The sequence below is a fragment of the Streptomyces sp. NPDC037083 genome (genome assembly GCF_055606485.1).
Genome location: NZ_JBVJSQ010000003.1, coordinates 310,679 through 335,728 on the forward strand (window position 1 = coordinate 310,679; position 25,050 = coordinate 335,728).

21 protein-coding genes are annotated in these 25,050 nt (G+C 72.3%); 8 read left to right on the forward strand and 13 right to left on the reverse strand.

Annotated features, from left to right (window positions below; all coding sequences use genetic code 11):
- Nucleotides 1-185 precede the first annotated feature (185 nt).
- From ACZ7DE_RS10045 to ACZ7DE_RS10060, 4 genes are all read left to right on the forward strand, one after another.
- Nucleotides 186-2,426 (forward strand): glycoside hydrolase family 9 protein, encoded by a 2,241-nt coding sequence (locus ACZ7DE_RS10045; protein ID WP_470759272.1) that lies wholly within the window; start codon nucleotides 186-188, stop codon nucleotides 2,424-2,426.
- 110 nt (nucleotides 2,427-2,536) lie between these two features.
- Nucleotides 2,537-2,782 (forward strand): hypothetical protein, encoded by a 246-nt coding sequence (locus ACZ7DE_RS10050; protein WP_470759273.1) that lies wholly within the window; start codon nucleotides 2,537-2,539, stop codon nucleotides 2,780-2,782.
- A gap of 3 nt (nucleotides 2,783-2,785) precedes the next feature.
- On the forward strand, nucleotides 2,786-3,163 hold the full coding sequence (locus tag ACZ7DE_RS10055; RefSeq protein WP_470759275.1) for a toxin Doc: 378 nt from the start codon (nucleotides 2,786-2,788) through the stop codon (nucleotides 3,161-3,163).
- A 435-nt stretch (nucleotides 3,164-3,598) separates the two neighbouring features.
- Nucleotides 3,599-5,239 carry an RICIN domain-containing protein gene (locus ACZ7DE_RS10060; protein WP_470759277.1) on the forward strand — a complete coding sequence of 547 codons (1,641 nt, stop codon included), beginning with the start codon at nucleotides 3,599-3,601 and terminating at the stop codon, nucleotides 5,237-5,239.
- A gap of 49 nt (nucleotides 5,240-5,288) precedes the next feature.
- On the opposite strand, the gene ACZ7DE_RS10065 is transcribed toward ACZ7DE_RS10060, so the two are convergent.
- Complete coding sequence (locus ACZ7DE_RS10065) at nucleotides 5,289-5,870, reverse strand: hypothetical protein (RefSeq protein ID WP_470759279.1); 582 nt, start codon at nucleotides 5,868-5,870, stop codon at nucleotides 5,289-5,291.
- A 356-nt stretch (nucleotides 5,871-6,226) separates the two neighbouring features.
- Between ACZ7DE_RS10065 and ACZ7DE_RS10070 the strand changes: the two genes are divergently transcribed.
- Complete coding sequence (locus ACZ7DE_RS10070) at nucleotides 6,227-6,661, forward strand: protease inhibitor (RefSeq protein WP_470759280.1); 435 nt, start codon at nucleotides 6,227-6,229, stop codon at nucleotides 6,659-6,661.
- Between the two features lie 288 nt (nucleotides 6,662-6,949).
- A complete protein-coding gene (locus tag ACZ7DE_RS10075; RefSeq protein ID WP_470759282.1) occupies nucleotides 6,950-7,423 on the forward strand; it encodes a GNAT family N-acetyltransferase in 474 nt (157 codons plus the stop codon).
- A gap of 269 nt (nucleotides 7,424-7,692) precedes the next feature.
- Here the strand turns inward: ACZ7DE_RS10075 and ACZ7DE_RS10080 are convergent, their stop codons facing one another.
- From ACZ7DE_RS10080 to ACZ7DE_RS10130, 11 genes are all read right to left on the reverse strand, one after another.
- On the reverse strand, nucleotides 7,693-8,256 hold the full coding sequence (locus tag ACZ7DE_RS10080) for a GNAT family N-acetyltransferase (protein ID WP_470759284.1): 564 nt from the start codon (nucleotides 8,254-8,256) through the stop codon (nucleotides 7,693-7,695).
- A 62-nt stretch (nucleotides 8,257-8,318) separates the two neighbouring features.
- A complete protein-coding gene (locus ACZ7DE_RS10085) occupies nucleotides 8,319-8,528 on the reverse strand; it encodes a CDGSH iron-sulfur domain-containing protein (RefSeq protein WP_470759286.1) in 210 nt (69 codons plus the stop codon).
- A 17-nt stretch (nucleotides 8,529-8,545) separates the two neighbouring features.
- Nucleotides 8,546-9,610, reverse strand: coding sequence for an iron-containing redox enzyme family protein (locus ACZ7DE_RS10090; protein ID WP_470759288.1), 1,065 nt, complete (start codon nucleotides 9,608-9,610; stop codon nucleotides 8,546-8,548).
- Nucleotides 9,611-9,769: 159 nt separating this feature from the next.
- On the reverse strand, nucleotides 9,770-9,964 hold the full coding sequence (locus ACZ7DE_RS10095) for a hypothetical protein (RefSeq protein ID WP_470759290.1): 195 nt from the start codon (nucleotides 9,962-9,964) through the stop codon (nucleotides 9,770-9,772).
- 112 nt (nucleotides 9,965-10,076) lie between these two features.
- Nucleotides 10,077-11,090: a Ppx/GppA family phosphatase gene (locus ACZ7DE_RS10100; RefSeq protein ID WP_470759292.1), complete on the reverse strand. Its 1,014-nt coding sequence runs from the start codon at nucleotides 11,088-11,090 to the stop codon at nucleotides 10,077-10,079.
- 128 nt (nucleotides 11,091-11,218) lie between these two features.
- The gene (locus ACZ7DE_RS10105; RefSeq protein WP_470759294.1) at nucleotides 11,219-12,721 is read right to left on the reverse strand and encodes an MFS transporter; all 1,503 of its coding nucleotides are present in this window, start codon (nucleotides 12,719-12,721) and stop codon (nucleotides 11,219-11,221) included.
- A gap of 123 nt (nucleotides 12,722-12,844) precedes the next feature.
- Complete coding sequence (locus ACZ7DE_RS10110; protein ID WP_470759296.1) at nucleotides 12,845-15,664, reverse strand: NHLP bacteriocin export ABC transporter permease/ATPase subunit; 2,820 nt, start codon at nucleotides 15,662-15,664, stop codon at nucleotides 12,845-12,847.
- 1 nt (nucleotide 15,665) lies between these two features.
- On the reverse strand, nucleotides 15,666-17,888 hold the full coding sequence (locus tag ACZ7DE_RS10115) for an NHLP family bacteriocin export ABC transporter peptidase/permease/ATPase subunit (RefSeq protein WP_470759298.1): 2,223 nt from the start codon (nucleotides 17,886-17,888) through the stop codon (nucleotides 15,666-15,668).
- The gene (locus tag ACZ7DE_RS10120; RefSeq protein WP_470759299.1) at nucleotides 17,885-18,691 is read right to left on the reverse strand and encodes a hypothetical protein; all 807 of its coding nucleotides are present in this window, start codon (nucleotides 18,689-18,691) and stop codon (nucleotides 17,885-17,887) included. Before ACZ7DE_RS10120 ends, ACZ7DE_RS10115 begins: the two co-directional genes overlap by 4 nt.
- 87 nt (nucleotides 18,692-18,778) lie before the next feature.
- Nucleotides 18,779-18,994 carry a type A2 lantipeptide gene (locus ACZ7DE_RS10125; protein ID WP_470759301.1) on the reverse strand — a complete coding sequence of 72 codons (216 nt, stop codon included), beginning with the start codon at nucleotides 18,992-18,994 and terminating at the stop codon, nucleotides 18,779-18,781.
- A gap of 616 nt (nucleotides 18,995-19,610) precedes the next feature.
- Nucleotides 19,611-20,024 carry a PaaI family thioesterase gene (locus ACZ7DE_RS10130; protein WP_470759302.1) on the reverse strand — a complete coding sequence of 138 codons (414 nt, stop codon included), beginning with the start codon at nucleotides 20,022-20,024 and terminating at the stop codon, nucleotides 19,611-19,613.
- 189 nt (nucleotides 20,025-20,213) lie between these two features.
- Between ACZ7DE_RS10130 and ACZ7DE_RS10135 the strand changes: the two genes are divergently transcribed.
- Entirely contained in the window at nucleotides 20,214-21,647 is a 1,434-nt protein-coding gene (locus tag ACZ7DE_RS10135; RefSeq protein ID WP_470759304.1) for a S1 family peptidase, read from the forward strand.
- A gap of 174 nt (nucleotides 21,648-21,821) precedes the next feature.
- Here the strand turns inward: ACZ7DE_RS10135 and ACZ7DE_RS10140 are convergent, their stop codons facing one another.
- A complete protein-coding gene (locus ACZ7DE_RS10140) occupies nucleotides 21,822-23,960 on the reverse strand; it encodes a SpoIIE family protein phosphatase (protein ID WP_470759306.1) in 2,139 nt (712 codons plus the stop codon).
- A gap of 286 nt (nucleotides 23,961-24,246) precedes the next feature.
- Between ACZ7DE_RS10140 and ACZ7DE_RS10145 the strand changes: the two genes are divergently transcribed.
- On the forward strand, nucleotides 24,247-24,855 hold the full coding sequence (locus ACZ7DE_RS10145; RefSeq protein WP_470759308.1) for a LuxR C-terminal-related transcriptional regulator: 609 nt from the start codon (nucleotides 24,247-24,249) through the stop codon (nucleotides 24,853-24,855).
- Nucleotides 24,856-25,050: the final 195 nt, after the last annotated feature.

Here is a 25,050-nt window from a genome sequence, read left to right on the forward strand (position 1 = left end):
CGACCCACGGTAGGACGCACCACTGACAACGGGGCCCTGAACGCATCTGCCGCGCATTGCACCGCACCGCCAACTACCGTCACGCGCGCCGCGGTTGTATTCTGCGACCCCGCCTTGGGAGCGCTCCCATGTGATGCCGCCGGATGTCGCGCGGAGCGTCCCGCACTCCACCGAGGAGCCCGGACGTGAAACGACGCAGAACCACCCTGCTGGCCCTCGCGGCCCTGCTGGGCGCGGCGCTCACCGCACTGCCCGTGCAGACCGCAGGCGCCGACGAGGTCGAACAGGTCAGGAACGGCGGCTTCGACGCCACCGCCGCTCCCTGGTGGACCAGCAATGTCACCGCCGGCCTCTCGGAGGGGCGGCTGTGCGCGGACGTGCCGGGGGGCACCGTCAACCGCTGGGACTCCGCCGTCGGCCAGGACGCGATCACCCTGGTGAAGGGATCGTCGTACCGGTTCTCGTTCCGTGCCTCGGGAGTGCCCGCGGGGCACGTGGTAAGGGCGATCGTGGGGCTCGGCGTCTCCCCGTACGACACCTGGTACGAGGCGACGCCCGTGCTGGACGAAGCGGGCGGCGCGTACTCCTACACGTTCACCTCGCCGGTCGACAGCGCTCAGGGCCAGGTCGCCTTCCAGGTCGGCGGCAGCGCCGATCCCTGGCGGTTCTGCCTGGACGACGTCTCGCTGCTGGGCGGGGTGCCGCCGGAGGTGTACGAGCCCGACACCGGTCCCCGGGTGCGCGTGAACCAGGTCGCCTATCTGCCCGCCGGACCCAAGAACGCCACCCTCGTCACCGACGCCGCCGCCAAGCTGCCCTGGCGGCTGAGGAACAGCGCGGGGACGACGGTCGCGCACGGCTGGAGCGTGCCGCGCGGGCTCGACGTCTCCTCCGGGCAGAACGTGCACTCCATCGACTTCGGCTCCTACCGCAAGCGCGGCACGGGCTTCACGCTGGTCGCCGACGGCGAGACCAGCCGCCCCTTCGACATCGGCGCGGCCGCCTACGAGAAGCTGCGTCTGGACGCGGTGAAGTACTACTACACGCAGCGCAGCGGCATCGCGATCCGCGACGATCTGCGGCCCGGTTACGGCAGGGCGGCCGGCCACGTGGGCGTCGCCCCCAACCAGGGCGACACGAACGTCCCCTGCCGGCCCGGCGAGTGCGACTACCGGCTCGACGTCAGCGGCGGCTGGTACGACGCCGGAGACCACGGCAAGTACGTCGTCAACGGCGGCATCGCGACCTGGGAGCTGCTGAGCACCTACGAACGCTCCCTCCACGCCCGTACCGGTCACCCGGCGAAGCTCGGCGACGGCACGCTCGTCCTGCCCGAGAGCGGCAACAAGGTGCCCGACGTCCTCGACGAGGCCCGCTGGGAGCTGGACTTCCTGCTGAAGATGCAGGTGCCGGACGACCGGCCGCTCGCCGGCATGGCCCATCACAAGATCCATGACGCGCAGTGGACCGGCCTGCCGCTGCTGCCCTCCGAGGACCCGCAACAGCGCGAACTGCACCCGCCGACCACCGCGGCGACCCTCAACCTGGCCGCGACGGCCGCGCAGGCGGCCCGCCTGTACCGCCCCTACGACAAGGCCTTCGCCGCGAAGGCGCTGTCGGCGGCGCGCAAGGCCTGGACGGCGGCACTCGCGCACCCCGCCGTGTACGCGGACCCGGCCGACGGCACCGGCGGCGGCGCCTACAACGACGACGACGTGACCGACGAGTTCTACTGGGCGGCGGCCGAGCTCTACCTCACCACCGGGGAGAAGCAGTTCGCCGACCATGTGCAGAGGTCGCCGGCGCACACCGCCGACGTCTTCGTCCCCTACGGCTTCGACTGGTCCCGCACGGCGGCCGCCGGCCGCCTCGACCTCGCGACCGTCCCGAACCGGCTGCCCGGACGCGACAAGGTGCGCCGGTCGGTGGTCCGGGGCGCCGACAAGTACCTCGCGACGCTGGTCTCGCAGCCCTACGGCATGCCCTACGCGCCGGACGGCAACCGCTACGACTGGGGCTCCAGCCACCAGGTCCTCAACAACGCCGTCGTCGTCGCGACCGCCTACGACCTCACCGGAGCCTCGAAGTACCGCGACGCGGCCGTCCAGAGCATGGACTACGTGCTCGGCCGCAACGCGCTGAACATCTCGTACGTCACCGGATACGGTGAGGTCCACTCGCAGCACCAGCACAGCCGCTGGTACGCCCACCAGCTCGACCCGAACCTGCCGGGCCCGCCTGCGGGAACCCTGGCCGGCGGAGCGAACTCGAGCATCCAGGACCCCTACGCGCAGAGCAAACTCCAGGGCTGCGTGGGCCAGTTCTGCTACATCGACGACATCCAGTCCTGGTCCACCAACGAGACCGCGATCAACTGGAACGCGGCCCTGGCCCGGATGGCGTCCTTCGTGGCGGATCAGGGATAGGCCGATTTCGATCGCGAGCGAGCAGGCTCGGACACCCTTCGGTACCGTGCGGTCATCAGTGTGACCTGGTGATATTTACGAGTAAGTACCCGCGCGGTACCGTGAAGGGCATGCCAGCCCTCAACGTGGAATTCAGCGATCGCGAGCTGGAGGACCTGCGGCAGATCGCCAAGGAACGCGGCACGTCGATGAAGGCACTCGTCCGGGAGGCGGCCGCGGCCGACATCGCACGGCACCGGGCGCTCCAGGAAGGCGCGGAGGCCTTCCGCCAGTTCTTCGCGTCCCACGCCGACGAGTTCGCGGCGGCCTTCCCCGACGACGAACCCACCGCCCGGAGCGAGGGGCAGGTCGCCTGACCGATGACGCCCGTCATCCACATCGACGTGCCCTGGCTGCTCCAGCGTCACGAAGAGGTTCTGCCGGAGCAGCCCACCATCAACGACTTCTCCGCGCTGGTCGCCGCCGTCGCGCGGCACCGCGTCGACCCGCCCAGGCTCGGCGTGGACTCCGACCCGGCCTGGCGGGCCGCGGCGCTGCTGCACACGCTCACCCTGCTCAAGCCGCTGCCCTCGGCCAACGCCCGCTTCGCGTGCGCCACGGCGGTGGCGTACATGTTCACCAGCGGAGCCGGCATCGACCCGCCGTACGGCGCGCTCGTGGACCTCGCCCGGGACCTGCTCGACGGCAAGACCGACGTCTACGGGGCGGCCGACCGGTTGCGGTCCTGGCAGATATAGGCGCCGGAAGGGTCTCGGGCCGCCGGCCGAGGGCGGGAGGAACAAGGCCGGCGGCCGTTTCGCGCAGGAGAGCCGCCGTCCTGCGCGGGGCCTCCGAGGAAGTGGCCGGTTCCAGCCAACTACGCGGCCCGGCGTCCGGGGAGCGTGCGCGGACCTCCGCCGCGTGCGCGTGTTTCACACGGGGCGCAAGTAAGGATTCCGGCCGGAATGCCGACGGCCGATGAAAAGGCGCGACGTGCGGCGGGAGTTGATTGCGCTTATCGACATTCCATCAATAGGCGAAGCTTCGACTCCCGTCTTGTTGCCCGCGACTCAGTTGTGCAAAGGTGAACCACCCGTGCGGGGGGTCATGGCCGGGTCCCCTGCGTTCGTCGGCGGAGGCGAATTCGCGCTCCCTGCCGCACCGAACAGGTACGTACCAAAGGAACTCGCTCAGTGCCCACCGCTCAGCCTCCTCTTCCGCCCTACCCCCCGCCGGGCGGAGGCCCCGGAGAATCCGACGAGTCCCTCGCCGCCGGGATACGCGGCGGCGCGGACAGTGAGGTCGCCCAGTCCACCGCCCTGCTGATCGCCCGGCACTGGCGGCCGGTGCACGAGTACGCGGTCATCTGCCTCGCCACTTCCGGAAGCGCCGCGTCCATGCTGACCGCGGCCGTCTTCCACCAGGCCTTCGACCGGCTCAAGCTGGGCGAGCCGGGCACCGCGCTGCGCCCCCGGCTGCTGGTGAGCGTGCGGGACACGGCCCGGCTGTGGTCCGCCGACGAGGGCCTGTCCGGCGTCCTGCCGGTGCTGCGCAAGCCGGCCGGGGCCCGCGGGATGCGGACCGCGAAGTCCCTGGTCCCGGACAACCGGGTGCTGGCGGAGCGCTCGTTCCAGGGTCTTCCCGCGGTCGCCCGCTGCGTCCTGTGGCACGTCGAGGTCGAGGCCGAACAGGTCACCGTCGCCGCCGCTCTGCTCGGCATGGACACGGACACCGTGTCGGCCGTTCTCGAAGAGGCCCGGGACAAGCTCCGCGAGGGCGTCGTGCGTGCCCACCGGGACCTCGCGCCGAGCAAGGACTGCCGCTTCTACAACCGGCTCCTCGACGTCCCCATCCGGCGTGGCGGCGACCTCCTGCCGGACGTGCGGCAGCACCTGGACGAGTGCCGCTACTGCCGTTCCGCCGCCGAACAGCTCGGCCACTTCGAGGGCGGCCTCGGCGTGCTGCTCGCCGAGGCCGTGCTCGGCTGGGGCGCCCGCCGCTACCACGACACCCGTCCCGGCCGCGCCAAGCAGCAGACCGTACGCCTCAAGGGCTCGGCACGGCACCGTGGCGGCGGCGGCGGCTCGCGCGGACGGCGCGGCAACCTGCTCTCCCGCATTCCCTCGCCGCGCCGACGGTCGACCGGGTCGTCGATGTCGCCGCGCGCGCTGTTCACCGGCGTCGGCCTGGCCTCGGCCGGACTGCTGACCACCCTGCTCGCCGCCGGCATGTGGTCGGACGACGGCGGCGCCGACCCGGCCGCCTCCACCAGCGGCAGCGTGCCCGGCACCGACTCCCAGGCGGCCTCCGCCTCGCCGACGGCCCCCGGCACCGCCCAACTGCCCACCCCGCCGCGGCAGACCCGGCTGCGCAACGCGGCCGCCGACCTGTGCCTGGACATCCGGGGCGAGGCGAAGGCCGGCGCCTCCGTCGAACTGGACGCCTGCTCGGCCGACGGGACGCAGCAGTGGTCGTACGCCGAGGACGGGCAGCTGCGCAGCGCGGCTCGGTCCGACCTGTGCGTGGACTCGCACGCGGACGCCGGCGTGGTCATCCTGGGCGCCTGCGCGGACGCCACCGACGCCCGTGCCGACGACGTCCGCTACGACCTCACCGTCCAGGGCGAGCTGCTGCCCCGCTGGGACGACGCGCTGGCGCTCACCCCGGCCGGCGAGAACGAGGGCGCCGACCTCGTCGTCAAGGTCCGCGACCACTCCGCGGCCCAGCGCTGGCTGACCGACGTCGCCTCCGCCGCTCCCGGTTCCCTCGAGGTCACCGGCACGGACGCGCCGCCGTCGGCACAGCCGGTCGACCTCGCGGACGGCACGGTCTGAGACCGGGACGTCCGGCTCTGCGCTCCCGGCTCCCGCAAAGGAGCCGGCGTCACCCTTCTTCGTCCTCGGGGGCGTCGGCGGGCTGATCCGCCGTCTCCTCCCGGTCGGGGGTCGCGTCCGGCCCCTGGGCCCGCACGCGCCGGACGTGTTCGAGGGACTCCCGCAGTTCGGTGAGCCAGTCGTCGGTGTGGCGCTGGACCAGGCGGACGCACCAGGCCAGGGCGTCGCTGCGGCTGCGGGCCACGCCGGCGGCGATCAGGGTGTCGAGCACCTGGCGCTCGGGCTGCCGCAGCCGGGTCATCACGGGTGCGGCGACATGGGTGAACAGGGCCCGCTCCCCGTCGCACACCGCACCCCAGGACACCTTCCGCCGGAACCGGTGCTCCGCGTCGCGGGCCACGGCCATCCGGGTCTCGCGGGTGCGTTCGCGGAACTCCTGGATCCGGGCGTCGACGGCCGCCCGGCGTTCGGCGGCCGGGGCGCCCTCGGCCAGCCGCGGGGCGGCGACACGACCCACCACGGTGATCTCCTCGCGATCGGCCGTGACCTCGGTCAGTTCCTCGAAGAGGCCGTCGGGCAGCCGGCCCTCGAACCAGCCTCTCAGCTTCTCGGTCTGCTCTGTCGTAATCATGTAATCACGATTACTCCGCAGGTAGGTGAACACAAGGGGTCGACCAGGAGTCCGCCGAGAGCGGAACGGGGGAGTGCGGCGCGCCCGTGAGGGCGCTGAGCGGAATGTTTCAGGCCGATTAACGAAGCTATGAAAACCGGTCATCGAGTCGATCGAAGGGATCATGTAGCGCTTGTTTTCGGCGTTGGAACGTTCGAATTCCGTGACTTCACGCCACTGTTTCAACACGCAAGGTTACTGAAACCCATGGGGTCGATGTGAGATTCGGCGGCGAACTCGGCAGACTCGCGCTCGCCGCGTTCGGCACCGATCGTCCGGGCCGGCACACCCCCGAATCGAGCGGAAGGATGCACACAATGCGGAACACCGCGCGCTGGGCAGCGACCCTCGGCCTCACGGCCGTCACCGTCTGCGGATCCCTCACCGGACCCGCGCTCGCCGCCCCGGCCGCAGCGCCGACCTCCCTGTACGCCCCGTCGGCACTCGTGCTGACGGTGGGCCACGGAGAGAACGCCGCCACCGTCAACGCGGCCCGGGCCGTCACCCTGAGCTGCGCGCCGACGCCCTCCGGCACTCACCCGGCTCCCGCCCGCGCCTGCGCCGAACTGCGCGCGGCCGGCGGCGACTTCGACGTCCTGGCGGCTCCGGGCGGCGCCATGTGCACCAAGCAGTACGACCCGGTGGTCGTCACCGTCGACGGCGTGTGGCAGGGCAAGCGCGTCACCTTCGAGCGCATGTTCGCCAACGAGTGCGTGAAGAACGCTGCGGACAGCAGCCTCTTCGCGTTCTGAGACCGGGATCGCGTGGTCCCCGTGGACGCCAAGAGAGGCTCGTGACGTGGGGAGTGCGAGCCCCTGACGCGAGGGACCACCGTGATCTCGCACCCGGAGGCCGGACGGGCGGAGTGGGGCCCCCGGCCGGCCTCCGGGCTTGTCGCTGTCATCCCCCGAGGCCGGGTGGCCCGGCCTCGGGGGAGGGCACCGGCCAGGGCGGGGCGGGAACAGGCGGCGCGCGCCCAGGCCTGCGTACAACGTGCCCCACCCGTGCGGACCTTCGCCTGTGGCGGCCGGGCGCCTGCCATGATCGTCATCATGGGGATACGCATCGCACCGGCCGCGGTGGCCGACTTCCACCAGGTCCTGACCGATCACTCCCGTTACTGGGGGGAACGCGACCTTCGGTCGCTGCACCTTCTGGCCCTGGTCCAGGAGTTCGGTTCCACCTGCTTGGTCGCCCGGGCCGAGGACGGAATCCGCGGGTACGTCCTCGGGTTCGTCACTCCGGACGGCACCGGGTACGTGCATCTGATCGCCACGCGGGACGATGCCCGTGGCACCGGTCTCGGCCGTCGCCTGTACACGGCGTTCGCTGAAGCAGCGGAACGACACGGTGCGCGGAGGTTGAAGGCGATCACGTCGGTCGAGAACACCGGCTCGATCGCCTTCCATCGCAGCCTCGGCTTCGACACGAAGATCGTCGACGACTACAACGGTCCCGGCCGGGCCATGGCCGTCTTCCGCCGAGAGCTGCCGCTCAACGTCTCGCGGGCCTGATCCGCCGACGGGCGCCGGTCATCGCTCCCCAGGCCGTCAGACGCGGGACGATCGTGGCTCGTGGCGCGTGGAGATCTGGCGGGCGAGCAATGGCCGCTGCTGGAGCCGTTGTCGCCGAGCGCAGGAAGCTCGGCCGCCCGCTTTCACCGTGTCGCAGGTCCGGGCGGATGCCAGGGAACCGATCACCTGGGACCTCAACGGAGACTCCACGATCGTGCGGCCCGCCGGCACGCCGCCGGTGCGCGTGAATCTCGCGGCCCGCCACGGGGCTACCGCCCCCGTTGCCGTCGTATACGAGTGGCTGTGACGTACCGGTCCGACGACAACTCGAACACCCGTACCCGTCGGCCGCAGGTGGGATTCACGGTCTCACGGACCGGATGCATCCCCAGTTTGGTCATGATCCGTTCGGAAGCGTCGTTGCCCACTTGAGCGATGCTGACGAGCCGCTCCAGCCCTCGTTCCTCGAACCCGAACCGTACGGCGGCCGCAGCGGCCTCGGTGGCCAGGCCCTGCCCCCAGTGGGAACGTCCCAGCCGCCAGCCGACCTCGACCGCCGGCAGCACCTCCGGCAAGAAGCCGGGCACCGAAAGACCGGTGAACCCGGCCAGCTCGCCAGTGGACCGGACCTCCACGGCGAACAGGCCGAAGCCCTGCGACTCCCACTCGCTCTCCCATGCCTGGATTCCGCCGCGAGTCTGCTGCTCGTCGCGGACGCTGCCGTCACGGATCCACCGCATGACCTCGGGGTCGGCGTGGATGGCAGCCATGGGCGCGACGTCTTCCTCGCGCCAGCGACGCAGGACCAAACGGGGAGTCTCCAGCGTGACCATCCTGTCATTCTGGACGACAGGTGGGCCCTCCACCATCCTCACCAGGCACTTTCGGCAACGCTCTAGGGCTGCTTCCGCTCCCGTTCCCGGTGGCTGGTGTCGCACCAGGGGTAGCGGCGGCTGCGCCGGCAGGTGCACAGGGCCACCCGGAAGCGGTCGGAGGCCACTGTGGTGCCGTCCTCCAGTTCCACCTCGACCGGGCCCTCGACGAGCAGCGGGCCCCGGCGCTGGACGCTGATCCGACAGGGCCTTTCAGCAGGGGTGTTCGGCACGGAAGACCACCAGTTCCTCAGGAGATGCGGGCTGTCTCGGATGTGGGGCGTCCGCCGGGCCCACCGATCCCGGGCCCACCGGTCCCGGGCCCGCCCAGCGGGGTCCGCAGGGACGACTCGCCCGAGCGCCAGGCGGTGAGCAGGCGGTCGGCGAGGCGGTCCTCCAGGAACCCGGTGACGTCGAGGCCGAAGACGATGTCCGCGGCCAGATGGGGTTCGTCGGCGAGCAGACCGCCGATCACGTCCTGTCGTACGACCTGCTCGTGGACCGCGTCGGCCTCGACGTGCTCGTCGTAGAAGTGCTCGGCGGCGGGGCCCGCGTCCGTGCGGCGCATCGCCTCCGCGAGCCGTCGGGAGCCGGGCGAGGACGTGATCTCCACCGCCGCGAAGTGGCCCACGAGGGCGCCCCTGAGCGTCCGGTGCAGCCCCAGGAGGGACATCAGGTTGACCGTGGCCAGCGTCTCGGCGCACGCGGCGTCCAGGTAGCGGCCGTAGGACGTGTCCAGACCCAGGTCCGTCATGAGATCCGCGAACAGCTGTGCGTGGACGCGGTCGGGCCGGCCGCCGCCCCACTCGTCGAACTCCACCGCAGCCATCGCCGCCTTCGCCCGCCCCCACAGCCGCGGCAGCACCCAGGCGTGCGGGTCCGCCTCCTTGAGGTGGTACAGGGAGCGCTGCGCCGCGTACTCGCGCACCTGCCACAGCTCGCCCTCGGCGGACAGGAAGTGACTGACGCCGGCGCCCTCGACGGGCTCGACGAGCAGGTCCGCGAGCGCGTCGTCGACGGACGCGTGCACCGGGGTGTCCTCGCGCAGGGCGGTCAGGAACAGGTGCTCCATCGCGGCCCGCACCCGCAGCAGGTCGGGATCCCACTCGCGCTCCGGGGCCACCCCGGCGAACCCGCGGTAGTGCAGCTCGTAGCAGAGGTACAGCGCCAGCTGGAGGTCGTCGCCGTACGGGGACGCGGCGGCGACCGTCTCGGCCGGCGGGAGCGGCCCTGCGTCCGAAAGATACGCGCGGACGGCCGCGGAGACCGGGCCGCGGGCGGTCGGCAGCCGTGGTCCTCGGGGGTCGTGTGCCATGCCGGCCGGGTACCCCGCGCGACTCGGACCACCCACCCGCGTATCGCGCACCCCGCCGGGACACCCACCCGACTGCCCCCGCCGAGCTGCGAAAACCCGGCACCCGGCGCCCCCACCCGAGCATGCTGACGCGCCTCGCGGGCCTCCGGGCTGCCCGGATCAGTCGCCCCGGGATTCCTCCTGGGCGCGTCGGTTGGTGGTGAGGGCGTCAGCGGCCTCTGCCCTGTGCCGGCTCCGCTCCCTCTCCGAGTCGTCGACGCGCTTCTCGGCGTCCTCTATCTCCCGCAGGACCTCCTCCAGCGCGGTCCGGGGGCGGTCGTGACCGGCGTCGGGGTGCTTGTCGTGGTCGGGCACGGTGGGTTCCTTCCGCTGTGCTGTGCTCGATGGCGCTCGCTCGTTGGATGGTAGGCACCGGGTGTGGGCGGGTGTGGGCCGGGGGCGGCGGGGCGCCGGTGGGCCTCCCGGGTCAGACGCCGTGTTGCGCGAGGCGCAGCGGCACGGGCTCGGACGGCGCGTCGTCCTCCTTGTCGGTGAGCCTGGAGACCTCGGCCCACCAGGCCGGGCCGTCCTCCAGGTGGCGCAGCATGACGCCCTCGCGGATCGCCCACGGGCAGACAGTGACCGATCTCAGCCCGGTCAGCTTCATGGCCGTGTGGCCGATCACCGCACCGGCCAGGCTCTGTGCCGCTCTGGGTGCGGAGATGCCGGGCAGCCGGGATCGCTCGGCCGCGGGCAGGGCGGCCAGTGTGTCGATGGCCTCGCCCAGGTCGCGGCGGCGCAGGGTGCGGTCCATGAAGGGGCCGTGCCGCCCGGGCGCGGCCCCGCACAACCGGCCGAGCTGCTGGAAGGTGCGCGAGGTGGCCACCGCGGTGCGCGGGCCCTCCCACCGGATCCGGGCGGCGACGTCCCGCAGCTGGTGGCGGATCCTGCGGCGTGCCGCGCGCAGGAGTTCCGGCGTCGGCGGGTCCACCTCGGCGAAGAAGTCGTGGGTGAGCCGGCCCGCCCCGAGGGGCAGCGAGGCGACGAAGTCCGGCAGCCGGCCCCGGCCGAAGGCCACTTCGAACGAGCCGCCCCCGATGTCCAGCAGGGCGAGCGGCCCGGAGCGCCATCCCATCCAGCGCCGGGCTCCGAGGAAGGTCAGCTCGGCCTCCACCTCTCCGGGCAGCGTGCACAGCGCGACGCCGGTCCGGGCCCGGACCGCGCGCAGCACCTCGCGCCGGTTGGGGGCCGCGCGCACCACGGCGGTCGCGAAGGCCAGCGGGCCGGTCGCACCCCAGCGGTCCGCGGTCCGGGCAGCCGCGGCGACCGCGGCGACGAGCCGCTGCACGGCTTCGTCCGGAATCGGGTCGCCGGGCGCCACCTGCTCGGACAGCCGCAGCCGCCACTTCGCCGTGTGCACCGGCAGCGGGACCCCGCCCGCCGCGTCCGCCACCACCAACCGGACGGTGTTCGACCCGACATCCAGCACGCTGATTCTCATGGACCGCGAGTACCCAGGGGTAAACCTTCACACTCCGCGCACGGCCGCACACGCGGCACGCCCGAGGGGCCGCCGTCCCCTCGGGCGGCGGCCCCTCTCCCCGGTGCGGTGCTCGATCCGAGGACCCGTCACATGTGCACCACCGGGGCCGCGTCCGCGTCCTGCTCGGGCACGCCGCGGCGGAAGAGCAGGAACGCGATCACCGCGCCCGCCGCGAAGAAGCCGGCCGACCACCAGAAGGCGGTGGTGTAGCTCTCGATGGTGGCCTGCGCCCGGACCAGCTGGTTCGTCGGGTCCTTGCCGGCCAGGTAGTCGGTCGCGGCGCTCGCGGCGAGCGTGTTCAGCAGGGCCGTGCCGATCGAACCGCCCACCTGCTGCATGGCGTTGACGGTGGCGGAGGCGACGCCCGCGTCCTCGGCGGCCACCCCGCCGGTGGCCAGCTGCATGGCGGGCGGCATGACCAGGCCCAGACCGAGGCCGATGATCACCAGCTGCGGCAGTACCGCGCTCAGGTAGGCGGAGCCGACGCCGATCCCGGTCAGCCAGGCCATTCCGCCCGCGGCGATCGCGAAGCCCAGCGGGATGACCGTCTTCGGGCCGAGCCGCGGCACCAGGGCCGTCGTGCCGAACTGTGCCGCCACCATGAGCGCCCCGACCATCGGCAGGAACGCCACACCCGTCTTCGTGGGGCTGAAGCCGAGGTTGAGCTGCAGGTAGTAGGTGAGGAAGAGGAAGACGCCGAACATGCCCGCGCCGGAGATCAGCACGGCGGCGAAGGAGGCCGCGCGGTTGCGGTCGAGCAGGATGCGCAGCGGCAGCAGCGGGTGCGCGGCGCGCGTCTGCCACCAGGCGAACGCCGTGAGCAGCACGCCGCCCGCGATCAGGAAGCCCCAGGTCAGCGCCGAGCCCCAGTCGTGCGTCTCGGCGTTGGAGAAGCCGTACACCAGGGAGAACAGGCCTGAGGCGACCAGCACGGTGCCGGGCACGTCCAGCTTGGAGTTCTCGGCGTCGCGGTGGTTGGAGAGCAGGGTCCAGCCGCCCGCGAAGGCGAGGACGGCGATGACGACGTTCACATAGAGCGTCCAGCGCCAGTCGAGCGCGTCGGTCAGGACGCCGCCGAGCAGCAGGCCGACGGCGCCGCCCGCACCGGCGATGGCGCCGTACACGCTGAACGCCTTGGCGCGCTCCTTGGCGTCGGTGAACGTCGTGTTGAGCAGGGAGAGGGCGGCCGGAGCGAGAAGTGCGCCGAAGGCGCCCTGCAGCGCGCGGGCCGTCACCAGCATCTCGAAGTTGGTGGCGGCGCCGCCGAGCGCGGAGACGGCGGCGAAGCCGACGACACCCACCAGGAAGGCCGTCTTGCGGCCGAAGAGGTCGGCGGTCCGGCCCCCGAGCAGCAGCAGGGAGGCGAACGCCAGCGCGTACGCGGTGACGATCCACTGCCGGTTGCCGTCGGAGAACCCCAGGTCGGCCTGGGCGGAGGGCAGGGCGATGTTCACGATGGTGGCGTCCAGCACCACCATCAGCTGGGCCAGTGCGACGACCGCGAGGATCCACCACTTCTTCGCGGATGCCGCGGACTGCTCCGGTCCGGCGCCCGTGCGGGTGCCGCCCGTCAAGGTCTTCGGAGACATGGGGAACCACTCCAGGGACAGGGAAGACAAAGAAGACGTAAACGAAACGGTTTCGTACACGTCGAGGCTAGACCAGTTTCAGCGAAACGGCAAAGTTTCGTTAGTGAGGGGGCTCGGCAGGCCCTACGCCAACTGCCGCCGCACCAGCTCGTGCAGCCGCCCGCCCGTGTCCGCGAGGAGCTGGGCCGGCGGACCCTGCTCGGCGACCTTGCCGTTCTCCATCACGACGACCCGGTCCGCGTCCATCACCGTCGACAGACGGTGCGCGATGACGACTCGCGTGGCGTTGAGCTTGCGGGTGCTCTCGATGACCGTGCGCTGCGTCTCGTTGTCGAGAGCGCTGGTCGCCTCGTCGAAGAACAGGATGCGCGGACGGCGGATCAGCGCCTGGGCGATCATCAGGCGCTGCCGCTGACCGCCCGAGACCGACCCGCTGCCCGAAACGATCGTGTGCAGCCCCATCGGCATGCGCCTGATGTCCTCCGCGAGCCCCGCCATCTCGGCGGCCGCCATCGCCTCCTCGGGCGTGTAGGCCTCCGTCCCGCAGATGACGTCCAGCAGGGAGCCGGTGAACGGCTGCGCGTGCTGGAGCACCACGCCGCACTGCCGCCGCACCGCCGACTGGTCGAGCGCGGCCAGGTCCTGGCCGTCGTACAGCACGCTGCCCGACACGGGCTTGTCGAAGCCGATGAGGAGCCTCAGCAGCGTCGACTTGCCGCAGCCGCTCGGGCCGACGATCGCCACGAACTCGCCCGGCCGCACCTCGAAGGAGACGTCGTCGAGGACGAGCGGACCGTCGTCGGAGTAGCGGAAGGACAGCCGGCGCGCCTCGAGCGCGCCCGTCAGCGGACCCGGCCGGGTGTTCGACGTGCGGACCTCGGGCGTGGCCCGGAGCACCGGCCGGATCTCCTCGAACAGCGGCAGCGCCGCCACCGCCGAGACGAACGCGCCGGTCAGCGACGTCACCGCGGTCAGCAGCATCGTCATCGACGTGTTGAAGGTGAGGAAGTCCGCCGCCGACAGCGCACCCCGGGCCGGACCGGCCAGCAGCATGAACATCAGCAGGGAGCACAACGGCAGGTACACCGCGCCCAGCACCGTGTTGAGGTTCTTGATCCGGCCGAGCCGCTGCTGCAGCTCACGGCTGCGCGCGAACTGCGCCGCCCACGCCGCGTAGGCGTAGTTCTCGGCCGCCGCCACCCGCAGCTTCGGCAGCCCGCGCAGGGTCTGGAACGCCTGGTTGTTGAGCTTGTTGGAGAGCACCACGAGCCGCCGCTGCCAGCGCACCTGCCACAGCCCGAGACCCAGGAACACGGCGGCGATCACGACGAGCATGCCGATCCCCGCCAGTGCCATCGGCACGCTGTACCAGAGCAGCAGGCCCAGGTTCACGGCCCCGACGGTGACCGACTGCGCCACCGACGGACCGAGTCCCGCCAGCAGCCGCCGGATCGCGCTGATGCCCATGGCCGCGCTGGCCAGCTCGCCCGTGGACCGCTCGGCGAAGAACTTGGTCGGCAGCCTGAGCAGCCGGTCCCACACGGCCGGTTGCAGCGTCGCCTCGATCCGGCCCTCCATCCGCAGGATGGTCAGGTTCTGCAGCAGCATGAACGCCGCCGCCACCACGCTGCTGACCATCACCGCCACGCACACCTGCACGATCGGCTCCTGCAGGGCCCTCGGCACGTACTCGCCGAGCACCTTGCCGGTCGCGATCGGCACCAGCGCCCCGATCGCCACCGTCACCAACCCGCTGAGCAGCAGGTTCGTCAGGTCCCTGGCGGAGCCGCGCATGCTGAACCGCAGCAGACCGAGCGGGCCGAGGCTCCGTTCGGGCAGCGGCCGGTAGAACATCACGGCCCGCGGTTCGAACTCCTCCGCGTTGGCCTTCTCGACCGGGGTCTCCCGCCCGGTCGAGGGATGGACGGCGACATAGCCGCCGCGCCGCCACAACAGCGCGACCGGCGCCCCGGACAGGGCGCGATGACCGACCAGCGGTCCCACGTCGTCCCGCCACCAGCGGCCGTCCAGCCGCACGGCCCGGGCGCGGACCCGCGAGGCGAGGGCGACCCGTTCGACCGGGTCCAGCCGGTCGCTGTCGGCGCCCGCCTGCGCCGGCTCGGCCAGGGTGATCCCGGCGGCCCTCGCGACCAGTGCGCAGGCGGCGAAGGTGGCGTCCGCGTCGGCGGACGTGGTGCGCTGTCCCGGCTTCCTGCCGATCGACGCCAGCAGCGTCCGGTCGGCCTGGGCGCGCACCGCCTCACCCGCCTCGATCCCGGCGGCCGTACGCGTCTCGTGGGTGCGCTCCAGCTGTTCGATCCAGCGGTCCAGCGTGGTCAGCAGCCGGTACTGCTGGTCGACCATGGACTGCCACACCGCGGGGTCCATCAGCAGGTCGGCGGCCGCCTCCGCGCCGTACAGCGAGCCGTACTGCACACTGCCCGGCGGGACCTGCATCCAGAACACGTCGTCGTCCGTGACCTCCGCGGCCGCCCGCTCGGTGGCCATCGGCGCCTGGAAGAGGATCGACAGGCCGCGCCCGACGCCGAGGGCGAGCGCGTACTCCAGGGGGCTCGAAGTCGGCGGCACGTACTGGGGGTTGCCGTACTCGTCGTAGGACCAGGTCTGGGTGCTCGCGGGCTGGTACAGCTCGCGCAGCCCGACGCGGTGCACGACGCAGTCGCGCAACGGGCGTGCGACGAGGGTGTGCTGGGGTCCGGCAACCGGGCCCAGCAGCAGCGCGCCCGCCTCCAGCCGGCCCAAGTGGTACCAGTGGCCCTGCTCTTCGGCGTCCACCGCGAACAGGTCCAGCCCGCCCGACGCGACCAGCCACAGCACCTGCGGGCCCTCCAGGTCGAGGCGGCCCAGGCCGGCGCAGTCGATCCGCGTGCCCAGCTGTCCCAGCGCGGCGAGAACGACGTCGCCCTCGTGTACGGCCGTCATCTCAACGCTCCCTGACCAGGGCCGCGTACGAGCCGCCGCGTGCCACCAGTTCCTCGTGCCGCCCGCGCTCCACGACCGTCCCGTGCTGGAGGACGACGATCTCGTCGCTGTCGCGCACCGTGCTGAGCCGGTGGGCGATCACCACGCACGCACAGCCGCGCCGGCGCAGGTTGTCCATCACCGTCTGCTCGGTCTCCGCGTCCAGCGCGCTGGTCACCTCGTCCAGCACGAGGATGCTGGGCCGGCGCACCAACGCCCTTGCGATCTCCAGGCGTTGACGCTGCCCGCCGGAGAAGTTGCGGCCGTCCTGCTCGACCTTGCTGCGGATGCCGCCGGGCCTGCGCATGACGACGTCGTACAGCGCCGCGTCCCGGAGCGCGTCGACGACGGCGTCGTCGGGGATCGACGGGTCCCACAGCGCCACGTTGTCGCGGACCGAACCCTCGAAGAGGAACACCTCCTGGTCGACGAAGGAGACGGAGGAGGCGAGCGCCCCGCGCGGAATGTCCTCCAGACGCTGCCCGTCGATGCGGATCACGCCCTCCCAGGGCGCGTACAGGCCCGAGATCAGCCGCGACACCGTCGACTTGCCGCTGCCGGAGCCCCCGACCAGCGCCACCTGCCGGCCGGGCCCGACGGTCAGGTCGAAGCCGGTCAGCAGCGGCTTGTCCAGCGGGCTGTAGCCGAAGGTGATGTTCTCCAGCTCGACGTGACCCTGCAGCCGGCGCGTGGACTCCGCGCCGGTGCGACGGTCGTACAGCGGGTCGGCGCGGAAGTTCTCCACGTCCTTCAGCCGGGCCACGTCCGCCGCGAAGTCCTGGATCCGGCCCGCGACGCCGTTCAGGCGGGTCAGCGGGGCGGTGAAGCGGGTGACCAGGGCCTGGAAGGCGACCAGCAGGCCCACCGAGATGTGCCCCTCGATCGCCCGCATGCCGCCGATCCACAGGATCAGCGCGCTGTTGAGCGTGGCCAGGGTCGGCGCGACCACGCCGAGCCAGGCGCTCGGCACCCCGAGCCGCTGCTGTTCCTCCAGCGTGGTGGCGTGCTGCCCGGCCCACTTGCGGAAGTAGCCGTCCTCGCCGCCGGTCGCCTTCATCGTCTCGATCAACTGCAGCCCGGTGTAGGCCGTGTTGGTCAGCCGCGCGTTGTCCGCGCGCAGCTTCGCCGTACGCGTCGCGCGCATCCGGATGACGATCCGCATGGCCACGATGTTGAGCAGCGCCACACCGATGCCGACGTAGGTCAGCTGGGGGTCGTAGGTATGGAGGAGGACCGCGTAGAGGACGACCACCACCGCGTCCACGCCCGCCGAGGCGAGGTCGCGGGCCAGCGTCTCGGCGACCGCGTCGTTCGACTGCAGGCGCTGGACGAGGTCGGCCGGACTGCGCTGGGAGAAGAAGGTCACCGGCAGCCGCAGCAGATGGCGCAGGAAGCGGGCGCTGGACAGGGTCGAGGAGATGATGCGGCCGTGGTGCAGGTTGGCCTGCTGGAGCCAGGTCAGCGCGACCGTCAGGGCCACGCAGGTGCCCATCGAGGCGAACAGCACGGTCAGCAGCGAGGTCTGACCGCCGATCAGGAACATGTCGATGTAGGTCCGGCTCAGCGCCGGCACCGCCGCGCCCACCAGGACCAGCAGCAGGCTCGCCAGCACGGCCGCCGGCATCGTGCCCGCGGTGCCGCGCAGCCGGGCCGGCATCGCGCCCAGTACACCCGGCCTGCGTCCGCCCCGCTCGAAGTCCTCGCCCGGTTCCAGGACCAGCACGACGCCTGTGAAGCTGCCGTCGAAGTCCTCCATCGGCACGAACCGCCGGCCCTTGCCGGGGTCGTTGACGAACACGCCCCGGCGGCCGAAGCGCCGGCCGAGACCCTCGTAGACGACGTAGTGGTTGAACTCCCAGAAGAGGATCGCGGGCGACTTCACTCCGGCGAGGGCCGCCAGGTCCATCTGCATGCCCTTGGCCGTGAGTCCGTAACCGCGGGCCGCCTTCAGCAGGTTGCTGGCCCGCGAGCCGTCGCGGGACACACCGCACGCGATGCGCAGCTCCTCCAGCGGGACGTGCCGGCCGTAGTGGCCGAGGACCATGGCCAGGGAGGCCGCCCCGCACTCCACGGCCTCCATCTGGAGAACGGTGGGCGTGCGGACGGTCTTCGTCCGGCTCTTGGGGACCGTGCGCCGCGGCGGCGCGGCCCGGCGGCGGCCGCGGGTCTGCTCGGCAGTGGTCACGGCAGCAGCCAATCGACGGGACGCTGGTCGGCCAGCCGGATCGAGCCCGTGGCCATGGTCATGGAGTCGAGCGCGTACGGCGGTCCCTGCGCCGACGACCACGTGTAGCCGCTCTTCGTCGTGGCGGACCTGTCGAGGCGGACCAGGACCGCCACCGGCCGGCCGTCCTCGGTGAACTGCTCGCCGAGCTGGCTGTCACCGAGGAACGCGGAGATCTGCTGCGCCGACTGGGCCGTGCGGTCCACCGACTTCACATGCCCGCGCAGCACGCCGTACTCCTGGGTCGGCACGGTCTGCACGGTCAGGTCGACGGCCGCGTCGGCGGGGATGGAGGCCGCGTTCTCGGCGGGGACGTACACCGTCGCGTAGAGCGGGTCGTCGGCGTCGGCGACCTTCTCCACGGCGGCGACGTTCGCGCCGGTGGAGATGATCTGCCCGATGGTGGCGGCCAGGGCGGTGATCCGGCCCGCGGCGACCGTGCGCACGACGGTGTCGCCGTCGGCGGTGCGCACCTTCAGCACGGGGGCGCCGGCGGGCAGTCGCCGGCCCTCCTTCGCGAGGACCGCGGTCACCTGGCCCGCGGCCGGGCTCTGCAGGATGTAGCTGCCCTCGCCATGGGTGAGGACGGCGGGCGCGCTCACCGTGGAGGTGACCGAGCCGGTCACCGCCCACACGGACGCGGCCGCGATGACGACCACGGTCATGGACAGCACCAGCCAGCCCTGCGGACGCGCGAAACGCACCGGCAGGTCGAGTTCCTCCGGCGACTGGAGTTTGGCGAGGGCCTGTTGGCGGAACTGCACGGGACGTACCTCGGGAGTTTCAGGACGCCGACGAGTCCCGGAGCCGGTTGACGGCTCCGGGACTCGCGGGGGTCACGAAGGGTGCGATCAGAGACCGGCGACCAGGTTGGTGACCGGGGCCGTGTTCAGGCCGGTGACACCCTCGACCGTGCCGACGGCCGTGTTGACCAGGCCGGAGACCGGGGCAACGCCGTCCACCAGACCGGTGACGGTGCCGACGGCGTTCACGGACAGACCGCCGGAGACGTTGTCCAGCTCGGCGTCGGAGATCTCGACGGTCTCAACCTGGGGGGTGGAGTTCATGGTGGAACTTCCCTTCACATGGATATCTCATAAGGGGGGAGCGGCCCCCTCTGGGGACAGATGACGGCCGCGGCCACGGGGTCCGCGGCTTCCCGTCTCCGGGAGGCCGCGGCGGCCCTGCAGTGCGATGGATCAAAGCAGGTTTACGGCCGACGCATCCAATCAATCACCCGTCTCACCTGGGCACTTGCGTTACAGCAGCGTCAAACCGTGCAGGTGCGCCCACGCCTTGTGGCCGACTTCTTCACACCTCGGCCCACGTTCGCTCGGATGAGCGCCGGGCGCCCTCGCGGCGAATCAGACACTCCTGCCCCAATGACGTGGCGGCCGCCGCCGAGTTGTGCAGAACCCCCGCTCGCGGTGACCCGGTTGAGCATTCGCTGTGCAGATTCTCTGAAGCGGGGATTCCCCTCCGGCTGAGCACGTTTCGTCGCCGTCCGACCACGAACGGTGCTCGCGGGACGGGGCGCCGTCTGCTTGCGGGAAAGGCGTGCCGCGCGCCCGGGGGAAAGGGGCGCGGGGCCTGCGGGAAGGGGTGCGGCGCCTGCGGGAAGGGGTGCGGCGCCTGCGGGAAGGGGTGCGGCGGGAAGCGGGAAAGGGGGTGGCGGGGAGCCGTTCAGCCCAGCAGCGCGTAGACGGTGCTCGCACGGGCGGCCAGTTCCCCCGTCCGCTCGGCCGTCAGGGTGATGTCGGCGAACGCCATGCGGCGGCCCAGCTTCGTCAGCACCGCTCGGATCAGGACATCCGAATCGGTCACCGCGCGCTGGAACGACGTGGACTGCTGCACCGTCGTCATCGGCCCGTACGCCCCACGGGCGGCCGAGACGGCGATCACGACGGCGGTGTCCGCGGCCGCCATCAACGCCTGCCCGCAGAGCCCTCCGCCCTCCCGTGCCAGCGACCCTGACCAGGGAAGACGCAGAAGCGCGTGATCCGGGCCGAGGTCCAGCACGGACAGCCCCAGATCGAGTACCCAGGGCGCGAAGTTGTCGGAAAGGATCTTGTCGGCTTCGGCGGTCGTCATCGTCATATGGGCGATTGTTCCCCGGGTCGCCCGGTAGGACGCGGGTCATGGCCGATTCAGCGTTGAGCAAAGGAAGTTGGCAAACGCGATTGAACGCGTCGCGCGCCGGCTGCGTACCCAAGGCCAACCAGGCGCCGCTGTACGGAGCTGCCGACCCCGGCAGCCAGACCCCGTCCCCCCAGGAGGTCGAGTTTTTTGAGTCACAAGCGAGTTACGAAGCGCAAGGCCATCTTCGCCGCAGGCGGTGTGGCCGCGCTCGGAGCGGCGGCCATCCTTCTTCCCCAGGCCAACGCCTCCCAGGACGGCGGCTCCGACAAGGCCGCCTCGGTGAAGACCCTGAAGGCGGGCGACGCGTCGGAGCTCGCCTCGCAGCTGGAGCGCCTGCTCGGTGACGCCTTCGCCGGTTCGTACTACGACACCGCCGGCCAGCAGCTCGTCGTCAACGTCGTCAACGTCTCCGGCGACAAGAACAACGTCGTCGCACAGGCGGAGAAGGCGGGCGCCAAGGTCCGCGAGGTCGAGAACAGCACGGCCGAGCTGGAGGCCGCGGCGAAGACCCTGAAGACGAAGGCGACCATCCCGGGCACCGCCTGGGCCGTCAACCCCAGGACGAACCAGATCCTGGTCACGGCCGACTCCACGGTCACCGGCGGCAAGTGGGACCAGCTGGAGTCGACGGTCAAGACCCTCGGCACGGGCATGGCCACCATCCAGAAGTCGGCCGGCACCTTCAAGACCTTCGTCGCCGGCGGCGACGCGATATTCGCCGGCGGAGCGCGCTGCTCCCTCGGCTTCAACGTGACCGCGGGCGACGGCTCCCCGGCCTTCCTGACGGCCGGTCACTGCGGGGTCGCGGCCGAGAAGTGGGCCGACTCCGAGGACGGCCAGCCGATCGCCACCGTCGACCAGGCGACCTTCCCCGGGAACGGCGACTTCGCGCTTGTGAAGTACGACGACCCGAACACCCAGGCGCCCAGCGAGGTCAACACCGGTCAGCAGACCGTTGCGATCAGCCAGGCCGCCGAGGCGACGGTCGGCACCCAGGTCTTCCGGATGGGCAGCACGACCGGTCTCAACGACGGCCAGGTGCTCGGCCTCGACGCCACGGTGAACTACCCCGAGGGCACCGTCACGGGCCTCATCCAGACGAACGTCTGCGCGGAGCCCGGCGACAGCGGCGGCTCGCTCTTCACCCAGGACGGCCAGGCGATCGGCCTGACCTCCGGCGGCAGCGGCGACTGCACCGTCGGCGGCGAGACCTTCTTCCAGCCGGTGACCACCGCCCTCGAGGCGGTCGGCGCGACCCTCGGTGACGGCGGCGGCATCGGCGCCGGTGACGCGGTCGGCGGCGATGAGGCCGGTGCGGGCGACCAGGCAGGCGGCCAGGAGGCCGGTGCCGGTGACCAGGCCGGCGGCGAGGAAGCGGGCGCGGGCGACCAGGCCGGCGGCGAGGAAGCGGGCGCCGGTGACCAGGCCGGTGCGGGCGAGCAGGCCGGTGGCGAGGAGGCCGGCGCGGGTGACCAGGCCGGTGGCGAGGAGGCCGGCGCGGGCGACGGCGCGGCCAACGGCCACGGCAACGAGGACCAGTCGGGCCTCGAGGACGGCTCCGGGGTGACCGAGACCCACTGATCGCCTCCCGGCGATCGTCCACCGAACCGACGCACGCTCGAACGGTCCGGCCCTCCGGCGGGAGGGCCGGACCGTCGTGCTTCCCGCCGACGCCGACCTCGGCGCCAGTGCCGGAGGCCGGCGCCGGCGCCGGTGGGGTGCCGATCCCGGGCAGGGCCGTCGGGTGACGTTCCGTCAGTCGTCCGCGAGCGGCCGCAGCAACAGCAGCGCGACGTCGTCCATCCGCTCCTCCGCCGCCGCGTAGAGCCTCACCAGCTCGTCGGCCACCTCCTCCAGCGGACGGTCCCCGGCCGCGGCGAGCCGCCGTCCGAGATCCGCGACCGCGTCCTCGATGTCCACGCCCGGCGTCTCGATGAGCCCGTCCGTGTAGAGGGCGAGGACGCAGCCGGCGCGCAGTTCGACCTCCGTCGTCGGATACGTCGCCGAGTCGTCGATGCCCAGCAGCGGGCCGCCCGCGAGGTCCAGGACGCGCACCCGGCCGTCCGGCCGGCGCAGCAGCGGCGGGGGATGCCCCGCCCGGGCCATGACCGCCCGTCCGCGGGCCGGGTCCAGACGCAGGTACAGACAGCTCGCGAGCAGGTCGGAGCCGAGGTCGATCAGCAGCCGGTTGGTGCTGCGCATGACCTCGCCCGGTTCCTGTCCGACCGTCGTGTACGCGCGCACGGCGGTGCGGATCTGCCCCATCAGCCCGGCCGCGGTCACGTTGTGCCCCTGCACGTCCCCGATCACGGCCGCCGGGAGCGGCAGCGAGGGCACCAGGTCGTAGAAGTCGCCGCCGATCTCCATGCCCCGGGTGGCCGGCAGATAGCGGGCGGTCGCCTCCAGGCCCGCCAGCGACGGCAGCGAGGGCGGCAGCAGGGCGGCCTGCAGCCCGTGCGCCAGCTGATGCTTGACGTCGTACAGCAGGGCCCGGTCCAGGGCCTGCGCGATCAGCCCCGCCAGACTGGCCAGGACCGCACGCTCGTGGGTGGAGAACGTGCGCGGTTCGCCGTAGGCCAGCACACAGGCGCCCACCGGGCGGCCCGACGCGATCAACGGCAGGTAGGCCCAGGCGGCGAAGCCGTCCGGCTCGTCGTGCTGGGCCGGATAGAGGCGCTCCAGCTGCTGCCGGGAGTCGAAGAACGCCGGGACGCCGTGGGCGACGACGTGCGCGCCCGGGGCCGGGGCGGTCAGCGCCATGCCCTCGAACCGCTCCACGGTGTGCGGGTCGGGATAGCCGTGGTGGCCGAGCACGTGCAGCCGGCCGGTGCGGGCGCCGAGCAGCGCCAGGGCCCGACTGCCCACGGCCGGGGCGATCTCGTCCGCGACGAGTCCCACCACGTCCTGCACGCTCACCGTCTCGGTGAGCGCCCCGGCCAGGCTCAGCGCCTGCGACATCGACACGAGCCGGGTCGGCGCGTCCCCGGACCGGGGATCGGCCGGCCGCATCTCCGACACGGCCCGGGCCCGGCTGATCCGCACGCTGATCCCGGTGGTGCTCGGATACAGCCGGAACGACAGCCACTGCGACGGCGGTCGCAGCGCCACGAACGAAGTGGCGTCCTGACTGATCAGCGCGGCCCGGTAGCGCTCCTCGTACACGGGGTCGTTCAGCCACGGCACGGTCGCCCACAGCTGGGAGCCGAGCAGCCCGCTCACCGGCACGCCCAGCAGTTCGGACGCGGCGCCGTTGGCGAAGCCCACCCGCCCGCTCAGATCCAGCGAGCACATCCCGTACGGCAGCCGGGCCACCATCCGGGCGGCCTCCAGCGAGCCGAGCGTCTCGGAGACACCGCCCGGCCCCGCGTCCAGCAGATCCGACTCGGCGCTCACCGCGCGGTTCTGCGCCGCGGCCCGCTCCAGCCGCAGGGCCAGCCGCTCGCAGGCCGACGTCAGCTCCCTGCGCTCCCGGTCGGACAGCTCCGCGGGGTGGGAGCCGGGCCAGGTGAGAAAGACCGCGCCGTACACCCGGGACGCGGTCGCCACCGGCAACGCGGCCAGCGCGAACGGGTACGGCAGGACGACGGCGATCCGCGGGTAGCGCCGGGCCATGTCCTCCTGCCCGCCCACCCACACCAGCCGCCGCTCGCGCGCCGCCTCGGCGACCGGGATCGGCGCGCTCAGCCCCACCCGCTCCCAGGGGGCGGCGAAGGACCGCGGCAGCCCCGCCATCACCGCCATCTCCAGCACCGGCTCGTCGGCCGGGCGCAGGTACACCGCGCCGGAGTGCGCGCCGACGGCGTCCATCATCGACGTCAGCGCCAGCGAGAGCAGCGGCCGGCCGACCGGCGCCCATGCGGCAGCCGGCGCCTGGCCGGACGTTTGCTCGGGCACGGCGACCACCTCCTCGCCCGGCGCCGCGCGGGTCAGGCCTCAAATCTGCCCCCTGGCGACGCGACGCGCACGGCGAGCGGCCCGCCCGCCGAATGCCCTCTCGTACCCCGTCGGCTCCTGCCCATGCCCCCTCGGTCGAAGCGCACCGCGGTGTACGACCGCCCCGCGTGCGCCCCCGCGCACCCTGATGGCTGGATCTTCGCGCTCATGAACCGTCCCGAAGGCCGAACAATGGGCACGCGCTCAACACCGAGAAACCTGCGTACGGTGAGTCGAAGGGGCGGCAGTGATCCGGGTACTTCTGGTGCATGACGCGTGTCTGGTCAGATCGGTCCTCGCACAGTGGCTGTCGAGAGAGCCCGACCTGCGGGTGGACGACGTCCCGTGGCGCAGCGCGGCCGGCCGCCTCGGGGCGGTGCGGCCGGACGTGTGCGCCGCGGACCTCGACTGCTCCGACACGTACGGCATCCCGCCCCTGGGCGACCTGCGTCCACGGGGCGTGGGTGCGACGCCTCCGCGGCTGCTCGTGCTCGCCAGCGCGAGCAGGCCCGGCCTGCTGAAACGAGCCCTGGAGGCGGGGGCGCTCGGCTATGTCGACAAGGCGGGCACACCGGAACAGCTGCTGCGCGGCATCCGCAAGGTCGCTCAGGGGGAACGTTTCGTCAACGACTCGCTGGGGTTCGGCTTCCTCAAGGCCTCCGAGATGCCGCTGACCCGCCGTGAACTGAGCGTGTTAACCCTCGCCGCCGAGGGCGCCTCCATCGCGGAGATCGCGGGGAGCCTGCACCTGTCCCACGGGACCGTGCGCAACTACATGGCGGCGATCACCCGCAAGACCGGCGCCCGCAACCGTGTGGACGCCATCCGCATCTCCCAGGGGCAGGGCTGGCTGTGAGCCCGCTCCGGTCTCCCACGACCCGACGAGATCGCGGTACAGGTCCGAGGTCCGCACCACCTCGTCGTGGGTCCCGCACGTCGTGCGCGGCCCGTCCATGACCAGCACCCGGCCGGCGCGCCGGGCCGAGCTGACGCGGTGCGCCACGACGACCAGGGTGCCGCCCGGCCGGGCCGCGAAGGCCCGTTCGGCACG

Excerpts from the sequence above, each read along its gene's own strand:
- ACZ7DE_RS10050 (WP_470759273.1), top strand. The coding sequence starts at position 2,537 with ATGCCAGCCCTCAACGTGGAATTCAGCGATCGCGAGCTGGAGGACCTG.
- ACZ7DE_RS10130 (WP_470759302.1), bottom strand. The coding sequence starts at position 20,024 with ATGACGATGACGACCGCCGAAGCCGACAAGATCCTTTCCGACAACTTC.
- ACZ7DE_RS10070 (WP_470759280.1), top strand. The coding sequence starts at position 6,227 with ATGCGGAACACCGCGCGCTGGGCAGCGACCCTCGGCCTCACGGCCGTC.
- ACZ7DE_RS10100 (WP_470759292.1), bottom strand. The coding sequence starts at position 11,090 with ATGAGAATCAGCGTGCTGGATGTCGGGTCGAACACCGTCCGGTTGGTG.
- ACZ7DE_RS10105 (WP_470759294.1), bottom strand. The coding sequence starts at position 12,721 with ATGTCTCCGAAGACCTTGACGGGCGGCACCCGCACGGGCGCCGGACCG.
- ACZ7DE_RS10065 (WP_470759279.1), bottom strand. The coding sequence starts at position 5,870 with ATGATTACGACAGAGCAGACCGAGAAGCTGAGAGGCTGGTTCGAGGGC.
- ACZ7DE_RS10125 (WP_470759301.1), bottom strand. The coding sequence starts at position 18,994 with ATGAACTCCACCCCCCAGGTTGAGACCGTCGAGATCTCCGACGCCGAG.
- ACZ7DE_RS10055 (WP_470759275.1), top strand. The coding sequence starts at position 2,786 with ATGACGCCCGTCATCCACATCGACGTGCCCTGGCTGCTCCAGCGTCAC.
- ACZ7DE_RS10075 (WP_470759282.1), top strand. The coding sequence starts at position 6,950 with ATGATCGTCATCATGGGGATACGCATCGCACCGGCCGCGGTGGCCGAC.
- ACZ7DE_RS10090 (WP_470759288.1), bottom strand. The coding sequence starts at position 9,610 with ATGGCACACGACCCCCGAGGACCACGGCTGCCGACCGCCCGCGGCCCG.
- ACZ7DE_RS10080 (WP_470759284.1), bottom strand. The coding sequence starts at position 8,256 with ATGGTCACGCTGGAGACTCCCCGTTTGGTCCTGCGTCGCTGGCGCGAG.
- ACZ7DE_RS10110 (WP_470759296.1), bottom strand. The coding sequence starts at position 15,664 with ATGACGGCCGTACACGAGGGCGACGTCGTTCTCGCCGCGCTGGGACAG.